Source organism: Flavobacterium sp. (assembly GCF_965284515.1).
In the GTDB taxonomy this organism is placed as follows: Bacteria; Bacteroidota; Bacteroidia; order Flavobacteriales; family Flavobacteriaceae; genus Flavobacterium.
Map to the genome: position 1 here is coordinate 1,415,316 of NZ_OZ260089.1, position 20,605 is coordinate 1,435,920.

General features: G+C 28.4%; 22 protein-coding genes and 1 tRNA gene. 15 read left to right on the plus strand and 8 right to left on the minus strand.

Going from position 1 to position 20,605, the window contains the following annotated elements; all coding sequences use genetic code 11:
• Genes scpA through udk form a run of 4 tightly spaced genes read right to left on the minus strand, consistent with a single transcriptional unit; the run spans position 1 to position 4,479 of the window.
• Positions 1–2,142, minus strand: a complete 2,142-nt coding sequence (gene scpA, locus ACQ65T_RS06460; RefSeq protein ID WP_430400267.1) for a methylmalonyl-CoA mutase — start codon at positions 2,140–2,142, stop codon at positions 1–3.
• Positions 2,143–2,145: 3 nt separating this feature from the next.
• Positions 2,146–3,516 carry a methylmalonyl-CoA mutase subunit beta gene (locus tag ACQ65T_RS06465; protein ID WP_430400268.1) on the minus strand — a complete coding sequence of 457 codons (1,371 nt, stop codon included), beginning with the start codon at positions 3,514–3,516 and terminating at the stop codon, positions 2,146–2,148.
• Positions 3,517–3,528: 12 nt separating this feature from the next.
• Entirely contained in the window at positions 3,529–3,870 is a 342-nt protein-coding gene (locus tag ACQ65T_RS06470) for an FtsB family cell division protein (RefSeq protein ID WP_430400269.1), read from the minus strand.
• Positions 3,871–4,479 (minus strand): uridine kinase, encoded by a 609-nt coding sequence (gene udk, locus ACQ65T_RS06475; RefSeq protein ID WP_264560604.1) that lies wholly within the window; start codon positions 4,477–4,479, stop codon positions 3,871–3,873. It abuts the gene before it with no gap.
• Positions 4,480–4,602: 123 nt separating this feature from the next.
• On the opposite strand from udk, the gene ACQ65T_RS06480 reads away from it, so the two are divergent.
• The 15 genes from ACQ65T_RS06480 to trxB all read left to right on the plus strand — a co-directional run bounded on the left by ACQ65T_RS06480 (position 4,603) and on the right by trxB (position 16,549).
• Positions 4,603–4,677: transfer RNA gene (locus tag ACQ65T_RS06480), tRNA-Pro, on the plus strand.
• 172 nt (positions 4,678–4,849) lie between these two features.
• On the plus strand, positions 4,850–7,030 hold the full coding sequence (locus ACQ65T_RS06485) for a tetratricopeptide repeat-containing sensor histidine kinase (RefSeq protein ID WP_430400270.1): 2,181 nt from the start codon (positions 4,850–4,852) through the stop codon (positions 7,028–7,030).
• Positions 7,030–7,770, plus strand: a complete 741-nt coding sequence (locus ACQ65T_RS06490) for a LytR/AlgR family response regulator transcription factor (RefSeq protein WP_430400271.1) — start codon at positions 7,030–7,032, stop codon at positions 7,768–7,770. Before ACQ65T_RS06485 ends, ACQ65T_RS06490 begins: the two co-directional genes overlap by 1 nt.
• A gap of 134 nt (positions 7,771–7,904) precedes the next feature.
• Entirely contained in the window at positions 7,905–8,783 is an 879-nt protein-coding gene (locus tag ACQ65T_RS06495) for a hypothetical protein (protein WP_430400272.1), read from the plus strand.
• Positions 8,784–8,853: 70 nt separating this feature from the next.
• Positions 8,854–9,240, plus strand: a complete 387-nt coding sequence (locus tag ACQ65T_RS06500; protein ID WP_430400273.1) for a hypothetical protein — start codon at positions 8,854–8,856, stop codon at positions 9,238–9,240.
• Positions 9,240–9,626 (plus strand): hypothetical protein, encoded by a 387-nt coding sequence (locus ACQ65T_RS06505; RefSeq protein ID WP_430400274.1) that lies wholly within the window; start codon positions 9,240–9,242, stop codon positions 9,624–9,626. The genes ACQ65T_RS06500 and ACQ65T_RS06505 overlap by 1 nt, the downstream gene beginning before the upstream one ends.
• Positions 9,627–9,665: 39 nt before the next feature.
• Positions 9,666–10,007, plus strand: coding sequence for a hypothetical protein (locus ACQ65T_RS06510; protein ID WP_430400275.1), 342 nt, complete (start codon positions 9,666–9,668; stop codon positions 10,005–10,007).
• 59 nt (positions 10,008–10,066) lie between these two features.
• Positions 10,067–11,299, plus strand: coding sequence for a hypothetical protein (locus ACQ65T_RS06515; protein WP_430400276.1), 1,233 nt, complete (start codon positions 10,067–10,069; stop codon positions 11,297–11,299).
• Between the two features lie 59 nt (positions 11,300–11,358).
• Positions 11,359–12,219, plus strand: a complete 861-nt coding sequence (locus ACQ65T_RS06520) for a hypothetical protein (RefSeq protein WP_430400277.1) — start codon at positions 11,359–11,361, stop codon at positions 12,217–12,219.
• Position 12,220: 1 nt separating this feature from the next.
• A complete protein-coding gene (locus ACQ65T_RS06525; RefSeq protein WP_430400278.1) occupies positions 12,221–12,988 on the plus strand; it encodes a hypothetical protein in 768 nt (255 codons plus the stop codon).
• Positions 12,989–12,993: 5 nt separating this feature from the next.
• Complete coding sequence (locus ACQ65T_RS06530; RefSeq protein ID WP_430400279.1) at positions 12,994–13,509, plus strand: nuclear transport factor 2 family protein; 516 nt, start codon at positions 12,994–12,996, stop codon at positions 13,507–13,509.
• 30 nt (positions 13,510–13,539) lie between these two features.
• Complete coding sequence (locus ACQ65T_RS06535) at positions 13,540–14,475, plus strand: hypothetical protein (RefSeq protein ID WP_430400280.1); 936 nt, start codon at positions 13,540–13,542, stop codon at positions 14,473–14,475.
• A gap of 130 nt (positions 14,476–14,605) precedes the next feature.
• Complete coding sequence (locus tag ACQ65T_RS06540) at positions 14,606–15,097, plus strand: hypothetical protein (RefSeq protein ID WP_430400281.1); 492 nt, start codon at positions 14,606–14,608, stop codon at positions 15,095–15,097.
• Between the two features lie 46 nt (positions 15,098–15,143).
• The gene (locus ACQ65T_RS06545; protein WP_430400282.1) at positions 15,144–15,470 is read left to right on the plus strand and encodes a hypothetical protein; all 327 of its coding nucleotides are present in this window, start codon (positions 15,144–15,146) and stop codon (positions 15,468–15,470) included.
• 131 nt (positions 15,471–15,601) lie between these two features.
• Positions 15,602–16,549 (plus strand): thioredoxin-disulfide reductase, encoded by a 948-nt coding sequence (gene trxB, locus ACQ65T_RS06550; RefSeq protein ID WP_430400283.1) that lies wholly within the window; start codon positions 15,602–15,604, stop codon positions 16,547–16,549.
• A gap of 76 nt (positions 16,550–16,625) precedes the next feature.
• On the opposite strand, the gene ACQ65T_RS06555 is transcribed toward trxB, so the two are convergent.
• The 4 genes from ACQ65T_RS06555 to ACQ65T_RS06570 form a co-directional block, all read right to left on the minus strand.
• Positions 16,626–17,459, minus strand: a complete 834-nt coding sequence (locus tag ACQ65T_RS06555) for a GIN domain-containing protein (protein ID WP_430400284.1) — start codon at positions 17,457–17,459, stop codon at positions 16,626–16,628.
• A 311-nt stretch (positions 17,460–17,770) separates the two neighbouring features.
• A complete protein-coding gene (locus ACQ65T_RS06560; protein WP_430400285.1) occupies positions 17,771–18,496 on the minus strand; it encodes a head GIN domain-containing protein in 726 nt (241 codons plus the stop codon).
• 11 nt (positions 18,497–18,507) lie between these two features.
• Positions 18,508–20,250: a PspC domain-containing protein gene (locus tag ACQ65T_RS06565; protein ID WP_430400286.1), complete on the minus strand. Its 1,743-nt coding sequence runs from the start codon at positions 20,248–20,250 to the stop codon at positions 18,508–18,510.
• A gap of 5 nt (positions 20,251–20,255) precedes the next feature.
• Entirely contained in the window at positions 20,256–20,585 is a 330-nt protein-coding gene (locus tag ACQ65T_RS06570) for a PadR family transcriptional regulator (protein ID WP_430400287.1), read from the minus strand.
• Positions 20,586–20,605: the final 20 nt, after the last annotated feature.

Sequence of the window (20,605 nt, forward strand, 5' to 3'; positions counted from 1 at the left end):
TTAATCTTCTAATAAAACTTCTAAAATGGTAATGGCAGCATCGCTAATTTTAGTTCCAGGGCCAAAAACAGCAACTGCGCCAGCATCGAAAAGAAATTGGTAGTCTTGTGATGGAATAACACCACCAACAATAACCATAATGTCTTCACGCCCATATTTTTTTAACTCTTCAATTACTTGAGGAACCAATGTTTTGTGTCCGGCTGCTAATGAAGAGATACCTAAAATATGTACGTCGTTTTCCATAGCTTGTTTTGCTGCTTCAGTAGGCGTTTGAAATAACGGACCAATGTCTACATCAAAACCAACATCAGCATAACCTGTTGCTACTACCTTAGCACCACGATCGTGACCGTCTTGTCCCATTTTAGCAATCATAATACGAGGACGACGACCGTCTTTCTTCGCGAAAGCGTCGGCTAATTGTTTTGCTTTTTCAAAACTTTCATCGTTTTTAATTTCTTTACTGTACACGCCGCTAAAACTTCTAATTTGTGCTTTATATCTTCCGAATACTTCTTCTAAAGCATCACTAATTTCACCTAAAGTTGCTCTGTTTCGAGCTGCTTCTACTGCTAAAGATAGTAAATTATCCTTACCTGTTTTTGCAGCTTCTGTTAATTTAGCCAATGAAGCTTTTACTTTTTCGGTATTTCTTTCACTTTTAATTTTTGCTAATAATTCTAATTGTTGTTTGCGCACCATTTGATTGTCTACATCCAAAATATGCAATGGATCTTCTTTTTCTAAACGGTATTTGTTTACACCCACAATAATATCTTGTGTACTGTCAATACGCGCTTGTTTACGTGCAGCCGCTTCTTCAATACGTAATTTAGGAATACCTTCTTCAATCGCTTTTGTCATTCCGCCAAGTGCTTCTACTTCTTCAATTAAAGCCCACGCTTTTTCAGCAATTTCAGCCGTTAAGCTTTCTACATAATAACTTCCTGCCCAAGGATCAACCGTTTTGGTAATCTTAGTTTCTTCTTGCAAGAAAATTTGTGTGTTACGAGCAATACGCGCCGAAAAATCGGTTGGTAAAGCAATTGCCTCATCTAGCGCATTTGTATGTAAAGATTGTGTTCCTCCAAAAGCAGCTGCAGCCGCTTCAATTGTAGTTCTGGCTACGTTATTGAAAGGGTCTTGTTCGGTTAAACTCCAACCTGAAGTTTGACAATGTGTTCTTAAGGCTAATGATTTATCGTCTTTTGGATTGAATTGTTTTACCAATTTTGCCCAAATCATTCTTCCAGCACGCATTTTTGCGATTTCCATAAAATGATTCATTCCAATTGCCCAGAAAAACGAAAGACGAGGAGCAAAGGTGTCAATATCCATTCCGGCCGCTAAACCGGTACGAATGTACTCTAAACCGTCTGCTAAAGTATAGGCCAATTCAATATCAGCAGTTGCACCAGCTTCTTGCATATGGTAACCCGAAATAGAAATAGAGTTGAATTTTGGCATGTTTTTACTCGTATATTCGAAAATGTCAGCAATGATTTTCATAGAAGGAGTAGGAGGATAGATGTACGTGTTTCTAACCATAAACTCCTTTAAAATATCATTTTGTATGGTTCCTGAAAGTAATTTTGGGTCAACCCCTTGTTCTTCAGCCGCAACAATATAAAAGGCCATAATAGGCAAAACAGCACCATTCATAGTCATGGAAACCGACATTTCGCCCAAAGGAATTTGATCGAAAAGAATTTTCATGTCATCTACAGAATCAATGGCAACACCTGCTTTTCCTACATCACCTACAACGCGTTCATGATCTGAATCATACCCTCTGTGAGTTGCTAAGTCAAATGCAACTGAAAGTCCTTTTTGTCCAGCGGCTAAGTTTCTTCTGTAAAAAGCATTACTTTCTTCGGCAGTTGAAAAACCTGCGTATTGACGAACGGTCCAAGGACGACGAACGTACATTGTACTGTATGGTCCACGTAAATTAGGTGCAAAACCTGCAGCAAAACCAAGATGCTCTATGTATTCTAAATCTTCTTTAGAATAGCTTGATTTTAATTCAATTCCTTCAGCGGTTAAAAAGTTTTCTTGCATCTCGTCTCCGCTCGATGTGACAACTTCTAACTTCTGACTTCTAACTTCTAACTTTAAATGTTGTATGTCTTTTCTCATGGCTTATTCTTCTTGAGATAAACGTTCTTGTTCTAGTTTTTCGGCTAAACGTTTTTCGATAATAGGAGTAATTAACGTTTTTCGAGGATTGGTTTTTACAAAAGGGAACAATTCTAAATCGTGTTTCATTTTGTCGTTTTTGTTAGGATATTTATTGGTTCCTAATAAAACTTCTTTTCCAGAATCAAACAATTCTTGTTCTTTTTGAGCACTTTCGTTAATTTTTCTTTGAATAGTTCCCTCAATTAATAAAGTGATAAACCCGCCTTTTGATTCTATTTTTTTTAATAAATCTAATGCTTTTTCTGCCAATTGATTCGTAAGTGATTCTATATAATAAGCTCCATCTGCTGGATTGTCTACCTTGTCGAAATAACTTTCATTTTTTAATACTAATAATTGGTTGCGAGAAATTCTGTCGCCAAATTCATTCGTTTTATGATATAAAGCATCATAAGGTAAATTAGAAATGGTATTTGCACCACCAAGAATTGCACTCATGCATTCAGTAGTTGTGCGCAACATATTTACATTGTAATCGTAAAGTGTTTTATTTCTTTTGGTAGGAGTTGCTACAATATGGCAATCGAAATTATGATTATATTCGGCAGCTAAAGTGTTGAATAAGATGCGTAAAGCTCTTAGTTTGGCAATTTCGAAGAAATAATTGGTTCCTATGGCTACTTCAATAACAATAGGCTTTTTTATTGCTGTAATTCGGTTGAAATATTCATTAACATGCGCTAATGTATAAGCTAATTGTTGCGTCATGTTTGCGCCCGCATTTTGATAAGTATTTGCTTGAATAGTTATGCTTGAAGCTACATTTAAAACGTTAATTTTATTTAAGATTTCAAAATCTTGGTCTAAATTTTTAAACCAATTTCCGTCTTTTACTAATTGACCAATAGGATCTGTTTGAAGAAATACTGTTGCGTTTTTTTCTTTTGAAAAGTCAGCTACTTTTTGAATAAAATCTAATGAATGAAACTTTAAATTGAAAAAGTAAGAAATGTTTTCAATAGGTAAATTATTCATTAAATCATGTAAACTGATGTTTTCGTTTTCTAAAGTAAAACGAATAGATTCTGCGCCTCTTTCTATAGAATTTTTTGCTTTTTTGTTTGATTTTTCAACATCAAAAACAAAAATATCTTGTAAAATTTTAAAATTTGAAACATTGGTTTTTGTACTAAGAATGTTTTCTAATTCATCTTGATGATAAAAAGGTTTTACTTTTATTCCCTCAAGACTTTCCCAAACTAAAGTGTCATTATAGTCGGCTCCTTTTAATTCAAATTGAATTTTTTGTTTCCATTCTTTCGAAGAAACAGCTTCAAATTCATTAAATAATTGGTTTTTATTATCTCGCACAGATTTGTAATTTTAATTAGTTGTTTTAACTTCTTGATCTTCTTCAAATTCAATAAGATAAATATCTTCATTTTCGCGTTTCATGAAATATTTTTCACGAGCATATTTTTCAATCTGATCGCTATTTTTAAGATGTTTAATTTTTAAACTGTCTTTTTTAATTTCATTAATATAGTATTGTTCGTTGCTTTCTAATTCATCAATTTCTTTATCTAAAATACGATGTTCTAAATAAGAATAATTATCCAAAAAAAGCATCCAAATAGAGAACAACCCCAAGACTAAAATATATCGATTGCTTAGAAATTTTAGAAATGGAAACTTCGCTGTTATATTTTGAAAACGTTTTTTCAATTAAACAAGTCTTTGATTAATTACGGCTCTTACTACATCAATAGCAACAGTATTGTATTTGTCATTTGGAATTATAATATCGGCATATGCTTTTGTAGGCTCAATAAATTGTTGATGCATTGGCTTTAAAGTATTTTGATAACGCCCTAACACTTCTTCCATGTCTCTACCTCTTTCTGCAATATCTCTTTTTAATCTTCTTATTAAGCGTTCGTCAGAGTCTGCATGTACAAATACTTTAATGTCGAACATATCTCTTAATTCTGGGTTGGTTAGAATTAAAATTCCTTCGACAATCATTACTTTTCTTGGGTGTGTAATGATACAATCATCTGTTCTGTCATGAGTTACAAAAGAATAAACAGGCTGTTCAATTGTTTTGCCTGCTTTTAAATCTTTTAAATGTGCAACTAGTAAATCAAAATCAATAGCCCTTGGGTGATCGAAATTTATTTTTGTACGTTCTTCGTAACTTAAATGATGTGTTTCTTTATAGTAGGAGTCTTGAGAAATAATTCCGACCTCTGTTGCAGGTAATTCGTTCATAATTTGATGAACTACTGTTGTTTTTCCACTTCCAGTACCTCCGGCAATTCCAATGATTAACATAGTTGTATTATTTTTGACAAATTTAAACATTTTGAATTTAATTCTTGCGGATATTTTTTTCTAAAAAAACAAGTTAATAATTTGTAGTTGTAATTTATAGGGCTATATTTGCACTCGCTAATACGGGGTGTAGCGTAGCCCGGTCATCGCGCCTGCTTTGGGAGCAGGAGGTCGCAGGTTCGAATCCTGCCACCCCGACAAAAGTCTTACTGATAAAGTAAGGCTTTTTCTTTTTAATACCAGATCTTTTTCTTCACGATTTTATTTATAATATGGTTGGTATTTTTTAAATTATTTCTTTTAACTTTAAAAAAATTAAAAAGATTTCATTTCTTTTAAAAAATATTAAAAAAGTAATTACATGAATGTAATGAATAAATTATTTCTTTTTTTCTTCTTTCTTTTTTCTTTCTCCAAAGGTGTTTATGCTCAGGATAAAGCTATTGATAGTTTAAAAATTGAATTACAAAATCACAAAAAAAAGGATAGCGTAAGAGTAGATATATTATATAGTTTAGCTTTTTCTAATTTTCAAAAAGATTTGAAAGCAACTAATTTGTATTTGAAAGAAGCTGAAGAGTTAAGTTCTAGTTTAAATTATATAAAAGGTAAAGCAAAAATAGTATACCTAAAAGGTATACTTGAAAATATAAAATCTAATTATACAACAAGCTTAACTTTTTTTAAACAATCACTTAAACATTATGAAAATATTAACGATAGAGATGGAATAGCATCAGTTTACATTGCATTTGGAATTAATTATTATGATTTAGCGCAATATGAAGAAGCTTTAAAGTATTATAAAAAAGCAACACAAATTTATCAAGATTTAGGAGATAAAAGAGAACTTATTACCAGTTTAATAAATACAGCAAATGTTTATTCGGAATTAGGAAGATACGATGAAGCAGTTTCCAATTATAAAAAAGCATTAAAACAAAGTGAGTTAATTAATGACGAAGATGGTGTTTCTTTTGTACACGCTAACTTGGGAGTTGTATATAAATTACAAGGAAATTATCCATTAGCAATTCTTAATTACAATAAAAGATTAGAGTACAACAAAAAGACTAAAGACACTTTAGGAATGGCGCTTATCCTTAATCATTTTGGAGAGGTTTACACTACCATGGGTAAATATGACAAAGCTTTAGCATATCATAAAAAATCTTTAAGTTTTTCACTACAAAAAGAAAGTAAAAATAATGTAGCAATAAATAATAGTAATATTGGAACTATATATCGACATAAAAAAGAATATGATAAGGCTTTAAAATATTATCGTATTTCATTAGAAACAAGTATTGATATCAATAATACAAAACAAACTTCTGTTTGTTTTAATAATATAGGAAAGATTTATTTATTACTTCATCAACCCTTAACGGCTCGTGAAAATTTTATAAAGGCTAACGATATTAGTCAGGAAATAGGATCTAAAGAATTATTGTCAGTTAGTCTCTTAGGAATTGCAGAATCTTATCTTAACGAAAAAAAGTATAAAGAAGCCTTAACTAATGTTTTAAAAGCAAACGAAATTGCAACGGAACATAAACTTTTAGTACAAAGAAAAGATGCGCAAGAATTACTTTCAAAAATTTATGAAAATACTGGAGATTTTGAAAAAGCTTTGAAAAGTCATCAGCAATTTAAAACACTAAACGACAGTCTTTTCAATAAAGAAAAAATTGAAAAAATAGCAGCTTTGGAATATGAGTATAAATATAAAAAAGAGATAGATTCTGCAAAAGAGAGAGAAACAAAATTAAATGAAACTGTTCAAACTACTACTCAAGATTTAGAAAAATCTCAACGTAATTTGTTACTTGGAATTATTACATTTTTAGCTGTAGCAATAATATTAGGGAGTGTTATTTTCTATTTAAAATTAAGAAGCTCAAGAGCTATAACACAAAATATCATTACAGAACAAAAACTCTTACGAACCCAAATGACCCCGCATTTTATATTTAACTCTCTATCGGTGTTGCAAGGGATGATTTTAAACAAAGAAGAATCTAAGTCGGTGAGTTATTTGTCAAAATTTTCAAAATTACTTCGTATTACACTAGAAAATTCAAGAGATAAAACGGTTTTATTAAGTCAAGAATTAGAAGCGGTTGATCATTATTTATTACTTCAAAATATTGAAAATGAAAAAATTAATTTTAAACTTGAAGTGGATCAATCTATTCAGCCCAATAAAATAAAAGTTCCCCCAATGCTTATTCAACCGTTTGTTGAAAATGCTATTGAACACGCTTTTAAAAATCAAAAAGAAACGTGTAAAATTGAAATATATCTTGTTTTAATTGATTCAAAATTAACTTGTACTATTTTAGATAACGGAATGGGAATTGATTCTAGTGAAAGAAATAAAAATAAGAATAAAAAATCATTGGCTACAAAAATCACTTCCGAACGTTTACAATATTTGTCAAAAGATTTTAAAATGGACGGTTCAATAACCATTGAGGACAGAAATAAGTATAATGAACAAGGCACAAAAGTAACCATCCAAATTCCTTTTTTAAAACAAGAAGCATAATGAAATCAATAATAGTTGAAGATAAAGAATACATTAGAAAAGGATTAATTAGTCTTATTTCTAGTATTGATGCTGAAATTGAAATAATAGGCGAATGCGAATCGGTTCAAGAAGCTTTAATAGTTGCGAAAACATGTAAACCAGAATTGGTTTTTTTAGATATTAATTTATCCGATGGAACCGCTTTTGACTTTTTAGATAAAATAGAAGTTATCGATTTTAAAATTATTTTCATTACGGCTTATGAAGAATATGCTTTAAAAGCATTAAAAATTGGTGCGGTTGATTATTTACTAAAACCAGTCGATGTTGAAGAACTTAAAATGGCTTTAGAGAAAGTAGATAAATTAACTGCTGCCGATCAAAAAAATCAAATAGTAAAGGCAAAACAAGTATTTAATAATGAAGTAAATCATATCATTTTATCTTTTCACGATAGTTACCAAGTAATCAATTTAGACGAATTAATTTACTGTGAATCCGATAAAGGATATACCACTTTTTATTGTAGTGATGGTAACAAATATTTAGTTTCCAAAACACTAAAAGATTTTGAAGAACGCTTATTAGAAGCAAATTTTCAACGACCACATCAATCTTTTATGATTAATATGAAGTTTGTTGATAAATATGATAAATCAGGAACAATTTATTTAAAAAACGGAACTAAAATCCCTGTGTCTTCTCGAAAAAAAGAAAACTTCCTATCTTCATTATTCAACTGGAATAAAAAAGACTAAATTTTCTCACTATGCCAAATACGGATATTGATTCATACCCAGCATATATTTATTTTGCTTTTTCAAAAATTGATTGATTGTTTTTTTCTTAGATTCATTCGTATACTTTTATTCAAATAATTAAATATAACTATATGAAATCGAATTTAAAATTTATCAACGTATTGGTGTTAGTATTAACGATTACAATAATTGGTTGTAGTAATGACGACCAAGACAACAATAATATCACTGCTCAAGATTTAGTTGTAAGTATTGATGAAAATCCTACTAATAACCAATCTATTGGTTCAATTCAGGTAAGTGGTAATGGAACTTTAAGTTATAGTATAATCTCTCAGGTTCCTTCGGGAGCACTAAACATTAACTCAATTACTGGAGAATTATCTGTTGCTGATGCTACATTGTTTAACTATGAGGAATATCAAACCATTTCAGCTGTTATTTCAGTAAATAATACCACAAATACAGCAACATCATCTGTAACTATTAACATAGTAAATATCAATGAAATTGGCGATTACAACCATGGAGGTGTAGTGTTTTGGATTGATCCAACAGATAATACTAAAGGATTAGTTTGTGCAATAACAGATCAAAGTTCTAGTATAAGATGGCATAATACACAACAGCCTTCTATTACAGGAATGACTAGTACAAACATACAAACAGGCTCAACTAATACCGATTTAATTATTGCCAGTTTAGGTAATAGCTATGCTGCTGGTGTTGCACGAGCATATAATGGAGGTGGTTTTACCGATTGGTTTTTACCAAGTGTTGATGAGTTGAAAGAAATGGCCAATAACAGAGCTGAAATAGACGCTACAGCAGCTGCCAATTCTGGAACATCTCTTGTTGCAGAACCTGCTAACGTCTCTAATGGTTACTGGAGTAGTTCACAGCAGAGTAATGGCGGTAGTGTATATCTTGTAAATCTCTTAACAGCAGGTGAAAATGGTGGTTTTGCAATTAATTTTGCAAGTGTTAGAGCGGTAAGAACTTTTGAATAAATAAAAATTAAAACAGACCAACAAACCATCTCAAAAGATGGTTTGTTTTTTACTTAAAAACTTAATAAAAATGGAAAAGGTAATTACAATTAAAAGCGAGTACAATTCATTAGATTTACTTAACGATTTTTTAAAAAATGAAAATACTTTTGAGTCTTCTAAAGAATATGATAGTTGGGATGTAAGAACAGATGCTAACGGACAAATGGAACAGTGCCTTATCATTAAAAAAAGTGCAATGCATGGAATGAAAGTGTATTTTCAAAAAGACAATACTTTGAAGTTGGATTATATTATTCCTAATAAATTGATGAATGCTTATTTTGGAAAAAGTCAAAAAAGTCATCAAAACATTCTTGAAATAGTTACAGGAAAGATAAAAGAAACGTTACTTGCTTCTGCTCAAAACAAAGCTTTTCAAGAATTGGAACAAGTATTTAATAAAATCACTGCTTAATGAAGTATTTATTATTTTTTGTATTGTTTTTTACTTCTGTAAGTAGTTTTTCACAAGAAGATTGGGTGAAAAAAGAAGGAACAATTACTGAAATTACAATTCATAGCGGAAGGAAAACTAGAGAAACAGCTGTTGTGAAATTTAATTTAGAAGATGGAACAGAACAATTAGGAAGTGTCGAGCTTTTTAGAATTCCCTTTATAGGAAGCATGAAATCTGTAGGAGATACAGTTGCTATTAATTATAATAAAAAGAATCCTATTCTTTTAGAAACTGTTTTTGGTAAGTTTCTTTCTAGTTATGGTATGTATATATTAATATTTTTAGGAATTATTTTTTCAATAAAACCTTTTCTTACTAAAAAAGCGCAGTCTGCTGATAAATAAAACTAATATAAGGCAGTTAAGAATTCTAAAAATGTAGTTATGAGTATTTTAAAAAGATTTTTATTTTACTTTACTTGGGCATTAGTAGCATTCTTAGCTGCTTTTTTATATATGCGATTTATTTTAGGTCCTAAACCAGAATCAACATCTGTTTTAATGACGATGTTTAGTCTGTTTTACGATTATGCTTTTCTTCATATTGGATTAATTATTGTCAGCATTGTATTCCTTTTGTTTTTTTTACTTGATATTTTTTATTTGTCTAAACGACTCAAAAACAATGTAATGTCTTTAGTTTTGCGTTTGTTCATAATTCTAATTAGTACTATTTTCGTTGGTTTAATTCATTATATGTTAGAAAAAGTTATTGATGTTGTTTGATATAAATAATTGTAAATTAGAGTAATAATTTTAAAAACAGTATGAAATATAATTTTAAAATGAAATCAAAAATAACATACGTATTTTTACTAATTTCATGTCATTTCTTCATTGCTTGTAATTCTAAATCAAAAAAAGAAAATGATGTTTCTAAAAATGAAACTGTTATAGAAAATACATCTAGAAAAGTCAATTCATTAAACACATTACGTGAAATTTGGCAAAAACTTCCAATGAAACAATTTCCAGTTCTTGAAAATACAAACTTCGACACTATAAAAATCGAAAATGAACTCAGCGAAAATGAGATATTACTTTTAAAATTAAACGAAATATATTCAGAATATAAAAAAGAAGGCTATAATTATAAATTTCAAGCAGCTTATAAATTAGAATTTTCTCAAAATTTTTATTCAATTGTCGTACATGTTTTAAAAGGTGATAACGAGATAGAAACCGTTCTTATAAATTATAATTTAGAAGAAAAACTGACTGATTTTAAAGTAATTGCCTATGATGAAATTGCAGAAAGTATGGTAAAAACAACTTCTAGAATTGAAAATAATTTTGTTACAATTACTCACGAGGTTTATTTGGAAGAAACTAAAGTTGAAATCTCAAAATTTCATGTGAACACTTCAGGAGAATTCAATCTTATTAAAGGTGTTTTTACGAGTACTATTAGACCTTATGAAGCTATTTTATTAAACAAAACTTATACAGATACTATTGAATTTCTTAACTATAATGATGATGGAGATTATAAATTACTCATTGGAAATAAGAAAAATAAAGAAATAGTTCTAATTTATAACAATGATTGGGAAAGTGCAGAAAAATATAATTTTAATACGGGTGACATTATTAAAATAACATGGAAAATGGACAGTATTTGGCTAGCTGGTGATAACGAAACTTTAGATTTTAAAGAAACAGTACTTGAGGCAAAAGCAATTAAATTAAATGAAAGTCAAAAATATATTGTAGCATTAAAAAATTTTATAATTCGAGAATGGAAATTAATTCAAAAAAGCAATGCTCATATAAAAAATATTAATTTTGAAAATAACATTTTAACCATTGAAAGTAATGAAGGTTTTGATTTGAGTAGTTATGATTTTAATGATGTTAAAATTATAAAATCAGATAAAACAAAAAAAATAAATATCACAATTCATAATGTTGGAGGTGGAGATGGAGGAAATGTTGTAGTTTCTGAAACCTATATTTTGACTTCCTTAGACAATGTAAATTTTAATATCAAAAGAGGAATTACTAAATTAATACAATAATATTTTACCTTACATAAAAAAACAAAAGATATATTCATACCTTTTTAAAAATATAATAAATGAAAAAAAAAGGAATAATTGTTATTTTAATTCTTTCAATTGGGTTGTTTTTATCAACGTCATTTGTGCTATTTAATGAATATACCGCTTATAATAAAAGAGTTGAGCGATACGTTAATGACAGTCCAAAAATTAATTCAAATTCAGTTGACTTAACTGATGACGATATAAATTCGCTAGAAAGCTTTAGAGAACAACGAAATATATTATTGGGTTATGAAGCTTTTTTAAACGAATCGGCTATAAATTATGATCCAAGCAGTTTTTCTTATGCCAATTTACTCAAGGAAAAATTCATAACTCAATTAGAAAATTCAAAATATTCTCAAACGTATTGGAATACTTTGTTTGATAGTTTTTTTAATGATTTTTCTTCAGGTAAAAAAAAACCTTTAGATTCTTACAGTGCCATTTTTAGAATTCCAATTGAATACGTAAATGAAAATTTAGAAGATGAAGATGATATTCAGGTTATTGAAAACATCAGCAATAAAGAATATTGGCAAAATGAAATTTATGATTTGTATAGATCTTCAGAAAATATTGAAACTATTTGGAATGATAATAAAGTGTTTTTTTACACTATTATAACTAAATCAAAATATGAAAGGTTATTTAAAAAAGTAATTTCAGATTTAATAGAAGTGAACAGTAAAATTAGCCAAGAACCAAATTATAAAGAGTTTTACAAAAAATACAATGTGTCCGATTCTATATTTTATACTTTTCCTTCTGCACAATATGTAAAAAAATATAAGTACAGTTGGCCATTTAGTTTTTGGGACAGAAGATTTGCTGAAAAAAATGACGAGGCTATACTTAAAATTCTAAAAGAAATTAAAAATCATTACGAAAATTAATATGAAGAAAGCAATAATAATATTAGTTACGTTAAGTATTTTGTTTTTTGGATATGCTTATTATTTCATGCAAAAATCTTCAGAATTAATTAATGAAAGTGAAGAAAGGGTATATGAAATTGATGCAAATATTTCTTCTAAATCAATTGCTTCAGATGCTGAATTTGTCTATTATTTTGAAAATATGGACCTGAAACAAGAAGATCACATTATTGTTAATAATTGTCTCCAAAACATTATAAATGAAAACGATAATAATGCAAATAGTAAATGCGAAGATATTATACTTGACGTCGTAATTGACAAAATGGGAAAAACACAATTAATTACTGCCATATTAGGCAACATGATTAATTATAGTAATGATGTTACTTTTAAATATGATTTTTACAAAACACTATTTCCATCAAATAATGAAAAAACAGCGATTACCTCAAAATTAATTTTTACGTTTATGAATCGCTACAGAAACCCTGAAAAGCTTAAAACTGAATTTGATAAAAACAAGAATTATTTTTTTCAAAATATTTCAAAAAGTTTGTATCAAAAACTATTCGAAAAAACCTTAAATAATTTCACAAACAGTTATAATACAATTAACAAGCAAAAAGACAAAGAAGCATTTTTTAAAAAAATATATTACGAAGCAGAAACAAAAAACAAACACGATGAGTTTTGGTATACAACGTTTTGGAAAAGAAGAGAATTAGAAAAAAATGATAAAATGGTGTATGATATTATCAATGAGATAAAAGAACATTATAAATAATCTAAATGAATAAAATATATACTTTACTAACTTTATTAGTACTTAATTCAATGTGCTTTGCGCAAGAAGAAAAATCATCGGAACTCTATATAACTATAAGTAAAAGAGACAGCCTTCTGTTTAATTTAGGATTTAATAATTGTGATATATTACAGTTCGAAAACTTAATTAGTGAAAATTTTGAGTTTTATCATGACCAATCTGGAATTACAAATTCAAAGTCAGCATTTATTCAAAGTATTGAAAACGGACTTTGTAAATTAGATTACAAACCTAAAAGAGTATTGGATAAAAATTCTTTAGAAATATTTCCTTTAAAGAAAAATGGAGTTTTATATGGAGCTATTCAAAATGGAATACATAAATTTTACGCTATTGAAAAAGACAATACAGAATACCTAACAAGTACAGCAAAGTTTACTCATTTATGGATTTTAGAAAACGGAAAATGGAAGCTGACTAAAGGTTTAAGTTATGATCATCAAGATGGAAAAGAAATTCTAGATATAGAAAAGAAATAACTAAATTGAATAAAAGAAAAGAAAAGAAAAATGAAATACATTTTCATAATTATATTTTTTATTAATTCAGTCTATTCTCAAGCACAAACTTATGAAGGGAAAATTGGTAAACATCCAATATTTTTAGAATTGGATATGGATTATGATGATAATAGAGTAACGGCATTTTATTTTTATAAATCTCAATTAAAAAATATTAATTTAGAAGGAACTTATGATAATTCAGAAATAACTCTTTTTGAAAAATTTAGCATAAAAGAAGAAAAGAAAGAGCTCTTTTTATTATCAATAAAGAACAATAAAATAGTTGGAACTTGGCAAAACAAAGGAAAAGAATTAAATGTTAAATTAAGGCCAACAACAACAAATTTTGAAGAATTCAAATTACTAAAATTAGAATTTATTAGAGATAGTATAGCTACTTACGATAAAAAAGAATTGGTTTGGTTTACCGAAAAATATTCTAAAAAAACACTTTTTAGATTAGGTAATGGTTTTACAAATTCTCAGCGGGAATTTTTGAATCAAAAATTGGATTCTATCCATACAAATTATGCTATAATTGGACTAGAATGCGATTGGGCAGATATAAATACTGAAATTGAATTAGTCAGTAATCAATACATTAGTTTTAGCGAATATTCAAATATTTATTGTGGTGGTGCACATCCTAGTTATAATACTTTAGGATATAATTTCGATTATAAAAACAACCTTCAACTTCATAAATTAACCGACATTTATCCTACTTTAAATCATTATCAGTTACTAAAAGAAAAGTATGATAACGATTCAGAACAGCAAGTTGAATGCGAATATTTTACACAAGGAGAAGAGTTATGGGAATATTCTTCTTGGGTTTTAACCAAAGAAGGTGTTACAATTACACCATCATTTCCGCATGCTATGACGCCGTGTGAAACTGGTTTTCCTTTAACTTATGATGAATTAAATGCTTTTAGGTGAAATGGAAGTCCTTAAACTAATTAGATTGTCTTGAGTTATGGAAATAGTATTAGTGCTTTTTTTACTGATATTGATTATTGTATTTTTATATATAATCTTCAAAATTTTCAAATGGATTCTCAATAATAGAATGAGAAGAATCTATGCTTTTACGTTTGTTGTTCTTATGCTTTTATCGGGATTGATTCATAAACTCTTTTTTGAGAAAATGGAATTTATACAATCAAAAGTATATCCTAATTTGTATTTAGTAAAGTATCCTATAGAAGACAGAGATTCATTAAATAAGAGTATAAAAAATAAAGTTCTTCAAGATATGAATAATCAGTTTGTTTGGAATAAAAACAACATTGAGGAAAACAGAATACGTTTTTACGTATATACTACTGCTTGGGGTTTTAGTAATGGAACAAAACATTTCATAGAAAATAAAGAAGATCCGGGCGGATTTAGTAGTGAAGAATTAGATAATTATCAAGAGCAAAAAATGGCTTATTTTGAGTTAAAACAGTGTAAAAATGATAGTCTTAATTATCTTGGTAACTTAATTTATTTTAAAGACGGACTCGAATTTAATTCTGAAATTTTAATAGATGATTGTAAAGAAAATCATTTAAATTAAAATATATCACATGTAAATTATAAAGAATTTTAGGAAATCATTTAAAATGAAGTTATCAAATGAAATATTAAATTCAGGATTAAATTTTTCAATGGAATTTGGAAAGAATTGGTTGCTAGAAATAAACGATAGATTATTAGCTAAATATCCTAATCTGACTCCGTCAGAATTAAACGCATGTGATAAATTATGTAAAAAAGTAAATAAATTGGCTAACGATTTCGTTTATGATAATCCTGTAAAAAAAGAAAACGAAATTGAGTTTATTACTTTTTCTGTATTCGAAAATTTCATCAAAACAAATTACGATTGGATTTCTGATAAAAATCTCAGAGGACTTTACAGTCAAAGTTGTTATTATGCTTGGAAATAGTTAAATTGTTTTAAGATATACAGAGTATTATAAAATTAAATTATAGTTAAATTGGTTTTTTGTAATTTATATAACACTTCAATACTTTCAAATTTATTACTTTTGAACTTTATAAACAATACAATACAATTATGTCAGATACAATTGAAAAAGTTAAATGCTTAATTATAGGTTCAGGTCCTGCTGGTTATACTGCAGCAATTTATGCTGCTAGAGCAAATATGAACCCAGTTTTATATCAAGGAACTCAGCCTGGTGGTCAATTAACAACTACTAATGAAGTTGAGAACTTTCCTGGTTATGTAGATGGTGTTACGGGACCAGAAATGATGATTCAATTACAAGGTCAAGCAGAACGTTTTGGAACTGATGTTCGCGATGGTTGGGCAACAAAAGTTGACTTTAGCGGCGATGTTCACAAAGTTTGGATTAACGATACAAAAGAAATACACTGTGAAACGGTAATTATTTCTACAGGAGCTTCTGCTAAATATTTAGGATTGCCTTCTGAACAAAAATACCTACAATTAGGAGGTGGAGTATCTGCTTGTGCAGTTTGTGATGGGTTCTTTTACAGAAATCAAGAAGTTGTAATTGTTGGAGCAGGTGATAGTGCTTGTGAGGAAGCTCATTATTTATCTAAACTGTGTACTAAAGTTACAATGGTTGTAAGAAGAGATGAATTTAGAGCCTCTAAAATTATGGCTGAAAGAGTACGTAAAACAGAAAACATTACCATTATGTACAATACTGAAACGGATGAGGTTTTAGGAGATGGGCAAGTGGTTACAGGTGTAAGACTAAAAAACAATGTTACTGGAGAGTTAACAGAAATTCCTGCAACTGGATTTTTTGTAGCTATTGGTCATAAACCAAATACTGATATTTTTAAGGATTATATAGATTTAGACGCAACAGGTTATATTAAAAACATCCCAGGAACTTCTAAAACAAATGTAGCGGGTGTTTTTGTTGGTGGAGATGCTGCAGATCATGTTTATAGACAAGCGGTTACTGCTGCTGGTACAGGCTGTATGGCTGCATTAGATGCAGAGCGATATTTAGCTTCTAAAGATTAATTTTTAAATTAATAGATAAAAAAAATACCGAATTAAATTAATTCGGTATTTTTTTATGTTGATTTTAAAGAGATTATTACTTTTCTTTTTTATACAAAGTTGTATTGTTAGTGAATTTTATAATTTCAATTTTTGGTTCACCAAGTAATTCAATTTCTGATTTTCCTGCAGCAGATATTTTAATATTTTTAGCAACATTTACAATTGCTTTAGAATAGCTCTCTGTTGTAATTTCTAAATTTGAAATAGTAAAGTTTTTAGCGATTAAGTCTGAACTATTATCTAACCTTACTTTTGCCGAAGCTGCATCACCTTCAATTATCGCTTTTCCTTTTTGGTATAAATCAATTTTAACTATCGGCGAAGCAATTAATGCTTTTACTTCTGCATCTTTACTAACCTCAATAGTTGTGTTGTCTGCTTTAATATTTAATTCAGCTTCTGACTTATCATTTAGCATGATGGCAAAAAGTTTTGACTTTACATTTAAAAATGAACGTGAATTGTCATAGTTTTTAATTGTAATGTTTTCTAATTCAATGTCTGCTAAAGCATGAAGCTTAGTGTCATGTTTTGCGGTAATTAGTTTTAAATTATCAGTATAATTAATTCTAATTGAAAATTTCTTTTCTCCGTAAACATCTTTCAGCGAATTTATTCTTAAAGTATTTCCTAAAACAGTATAATTTATTACATCGTGCAAATTATCATCTGCTTCAATTTCTAAAGATGCAGAATCTGCTTTTACCAAATATATTTCTAAGTTGTCTTCAATATCTATATTCTGAAAATTTTCAAGTTTTTTGATGCTTAAAGTAACAATTTTAGAACCTTTAATTCTTTCTTTTTTTTGACCAAATGTTAATGAAGTAGATAATACTAATAAAAATATAAGTGTAATTTTTTTCATTCTAATGAATTTATTTGTTTTGTATGCTAATTCAATAATCATTCCATTTATATTATTTTGAAATAATATTAAATTACTTGTGCGACAAATATAAAAAAAAACATCAGTGAAAGAACTGATGTTTGAATTTTGTATTAATTAAAATATTGATTGTATAATGTTAATGATAAACGTAAATACAAATTCTATTATTTGGACAACTAGTTTTATCATGACTTTAGATTTTTTTATTAAAACGTAAATTTAATTAATTGTAATTTTAATGCTGTTAATTAAATATTAATTGTTTGTTAAAGACAAGCTTAATGGAATTATTCCTTATCCACTCTTCCGCCCGAGGTTTCTTCTTTTGTTACTTTTTTAGGCTCTTTAATATAATCAATAGAACTTCCGCTTGAAGCTTTTCCATCTAATTTTACAATAGGATTTACAGTTGTAGAACTTCCACTAGTAGATTGTGCATAAACTTCGTTTGCTGCAAGATTACTCGCGTCAATTTCACTTCCACTAGATGATTTAGTTTCTAAACGCAATGTTTTTCCAGAGGCCTTAATTTCGCTTCCACTTGAAGATTCACAGCTTACACTTTCATACTCTAAATCAACTTTAATTTCACTTCCACTGCTCGATTTTAAGGCTATAGAGGAACCGTTAATTGTATTTTTAGATTTTATTGACGAACCACTTGATGATTCTAAACTAGAGATTGTTTCTGTTTTAATTCTTACGTTTATTGAAGTCATCATACTAATGTTACCTTGTATTTTTACTACTAATGTTCCATTTTCTACTTCAGTAACAACATGTTCAATTAAATTATCATCTGTTTCTACTTCAACCATAGTTGGACTTCCTTGTTCTAAAATAACATTAACACCTGAACTTGTTGAAATTTTAGTAAATTTTTGACTAATATTTCTTTTTTCAGTTATAACATTTCCACTTCCGTCAATACCTTTTCCAAAATTAATATCACTTTTACATGAAGTAAATCCAATGATTAATAATAAAGAGAATAATTTAATTGCTGTTTTCATTTTTAGTTAATTTAGTTGATTTCTACTTTGATTTTTTGAATTTCAGATTTTATTTCATCTTTAATTTCTTCAATTGTTTTTTCAGAATTGATGACTTTTTTTACTAAAACACCATTTTCATCATAATATAGTGTTGTTGATGCATTTGAATTAATGTCTTCATTGATTTCAATTCCATCATTTTCTTCAATACAATTTAAACAATCTAACTCAGAGCCATTAACTTTGTAAAAGTATCCTTCATGACCATAATATTTCCCAATATCTGAATTGTTAGATGTTAAGTAATCACTTATTGATTCATCTGGAAATATTACAAATCCATTTGGTAAATAAAGATAAACATGTACTTCTTGGTCTCTGTATTTATTTTTAAAACCTGTAGTTAAATAATTATCTAAGTTAATTTTATTCCCTTTAACCTCAAAATGATAATTTATTTTTTCAGCTCTGTTTTTAGCTTCATTAATAGATTTTCCATCTGCTGTTTTTTCAATTTGGAAATAAGGAACGTCTTTATCAGTTCTCATTAAATGTAACCTTACATTTGTTGAATAAATAATTTCATTATTTTGTTCATCGTGAGTGTACTCTGCATTTCTTCTTCTATTTACATTTTTCGTATAGAAATCATTTATTTCCATTTTTATAAAAAGTGTATCAGTAGACTGAATGTTTAAATATTCTTTTTGAACCACTTTGCCTTTAAAACCAACCTGTTTTGCTTGTTGTATTCCTAGATAGATACTAGCGCTTAAAGCAATTACCCAAATAGCAATTAAACCATATTTTACATAATTAGCCATTGGCTTCATGTTGTTTAATAATAGTTTTAAACCTAAAATAATTAAAAACAGGAATGGTATTCCAACGGTAAACAGTAATAAAATTCCTTGTAACCAAAATGGAACATCTGAATCAAATGGTGTATCCATAAAATTGAATTTCATTTTGTCTGATAATGAAGAAGAAAATATCATTATGATTGACGCTATAGTGATTCCCAATAAGGCCATTGATGAAAAGAACATCATAAAAGCACCAATTATTTTTGCAAATGCTTTGAAAATTGTTAAAAATAGATCTCCTATCGTTGAAGCAACTTGATTTGCTCCTGATTTCGCAGTATTAGCAATTTTTTGATGATCCAAATTGTTTATTTTTCCAGTTATATCATCAAATCCTTCTTTTACTTTTTTTTCAATATTAGAAATATTTATTGGTTCCCCTTTCATTTCTAATTTTTGATTGTTTGTTATCGCTTCGGGTACTAAAATCCATAAAATAATATAGATTAATAAACCAGTTCCAAATCCGAAAAATAATATTACCATGATTATTCTTAACCATAAAGGATCTATACCTAAATAATGACCAAGTCCTGATATAACTCCACCTAACATTGAATTATCTTTGTCTCTATAAAGTTTTCTAGTATTTGAATATGATCTAGTACTAGAAAAATCAGAATTATAATTTGAAGAAGTGTCTTCATCAATTTTATAATCTTCAGGTTGTCCCATAATAGAAATTACTTCATCGATTTCTTTAATTCCAACAACTTGTTTTTCGTTTTGTAAACGCTCTTGAAAAAGTTCAGCAATTCTACTTTCAATGTCTTTAATAATTTCATCTCTACCTTCGTAAGAAAGTGAACGTTTTATGGCATCAAAGTATCTTGATAACTTTTGATAGGCATCTTCATCTATATGAAAAAAATAACCTCCTAAATTTATACTTATTGTTTTGTTCATGACTTTTAGTTTTGACTTGTTATAATATTTACCGCATCAGATAGTTCTGTCCAGGTTGTATTTAATTCTAATAAAAATTCTTTGCCATCTTCTGTTAGGCCATAATATTTTCTTGGCGGTCCAGATGTTGACTCTTCCCAGCGATAACTTAATAAGCCATCGTTTTTTAGTCGTGTTAGTAAAGGATAAACTGTTCCTTCAACAACTAGTAGCTTTGCTTCTTTAAGAGTTTCAAGTATTTCAGAAGTGTAAGCATCTTTTTCTTTTAAGACAGATAGGATGCAAAATTCCAAAACACCTTTTCTCATTTGAGCTTTTGTGTTTTCAATGTTCATAATACTTTTTGATTTTTTTG

Coding starts and splice junctions, on each gene's coding strand:
- scpA (WP_430400267.1), bottom strand. CDS start 2,142: ATGAGAAAAGACATACAACATTTAAAGTTAGAAGTTAGAAGTCAGAAG.
- udk (WP_264560604.1), bottom strand. CDS start 4,479: ATGTTAATCATTGGAATTGCCGGAGGTACTGGAAGTGGAAAAACAACA.
- ACQ65T_RS06485 (WP_430400270.1), top strand. CDS start 4,850: ATGAATAAATTATTTCTTTTTTTCTTCTTTCTTTTTTCTTTCTCCAAA.
- ACQ65T_RS06490 (WP_430400271.1), top strand. CDS start 7,030: ATGAAATCAATAATAGTTGAAGATAAAGAATACATTAGAAAAGGATTA.
- ACQ65T_RS06495 (WP_430400272.1), top strand. CDS start 7,905: ATGAAATCGAATTTAAAATTTATCAACGTATTGGTGTTAGTATTAACG.
- ACQ65T_RS06500 (WP_430400273.1), top strand. CDS start 8,854: ATGGAAAAGGTAATTACAATTAAAAGCGAGTACAATTCATTAGATTTA.
- ACQ65T_RS06505 (WP_430400274.1), top strand. CDS start 9,240: ATGAAGTATTTATTATTTTTTGTATTGTTTTTTACTTCTGTAAGTAGT.
- ACQ65T_RS06510 (WP_430400275.1), top strand. CDS start 9,666: ATGAGTATTTTAAAAAGATTTTTATTTTACTTTACTTGGGCATTAGTA.
- ACQ65T_RS06515 (WP_430400276.1), top strand. CDS start 10,067: ATGAAATCAAAAATAACATACGTATTTTTACTAATTTCATGTCATTTC.
- ACQ65T_RS06520 (WP_430400277.1), top strand. CDS start 11,359: ATGAAAAAAAAAGGAATAATTGTTATTTTAATTCTTTCAATTGGGTTG.
- ACQ65T_RS06525 (WP_430400278.1), top strand. CDS start 12,221: ATGAAGAAAGCAATAATAATATTAGTTACGTTAAGTATTTTGTTTTTT.
- ACQ65T_RS06530 (WP_430400279.1), top strand. CDS start 12,994: ATGAATAAAATATATACTTTACTAACTTTATTAGTACTTAATTCAATG.
- ACQ65T_RS06535 (WP_430400280.1), top strand. CDS start 13,540: ATGAAATACATTTTCATAATTATATTTTTTATTAATTCAGTCTATTCT.
- ACQ65T_RS06540 (WP_430400281.1), top strand. CDS start 14,606: ATGAGAAGAATCTATGCTTTTACGTTTGTTGTTCTTATGCTTTTATCG.
- ACQ65T_RS06545 (WP_430400282.1), top strand. CDS start 15,144: ATGAAGTTATCAAATGAAATATTAAATTCAGGATTAAATTTTTCAATG.
- trxB (WP_430400283.1), top strand. CDS start 15,602: ATGTCAGATACAATTGAAAAAGTTAAATGCTTAATTATAGGTTCAGGT.
- ACQ65T_RS06555 (WP_430400284.1), bottom strand. CDS start 17,459: ATGAAAAAAATTACACTTATATTTTTATTAGTATTATCTACTTCATTA.
- ACQ65T_RS06560 (WP_430400285.1), bottom strand. CDS start 18,496: ATGAAAACAGCAATTAAATTATTCTCTTTATTATTAATCATTGGATTT.
- ACQ65T_RS06565 (WP_430400286.1), bottom strand. CDS start 20,250: ATGAACAAAACAATAAGTATAAATTTAGGAGGTTATTTTTTTCATATA.
- ACQ65T_RS06570 (WP_430400287.1), bottom strand. CDS start 20,585: ATGAACATTGAAAACACAAAAGCTCAAATGAGAAAAGGTGTTTTGGAA.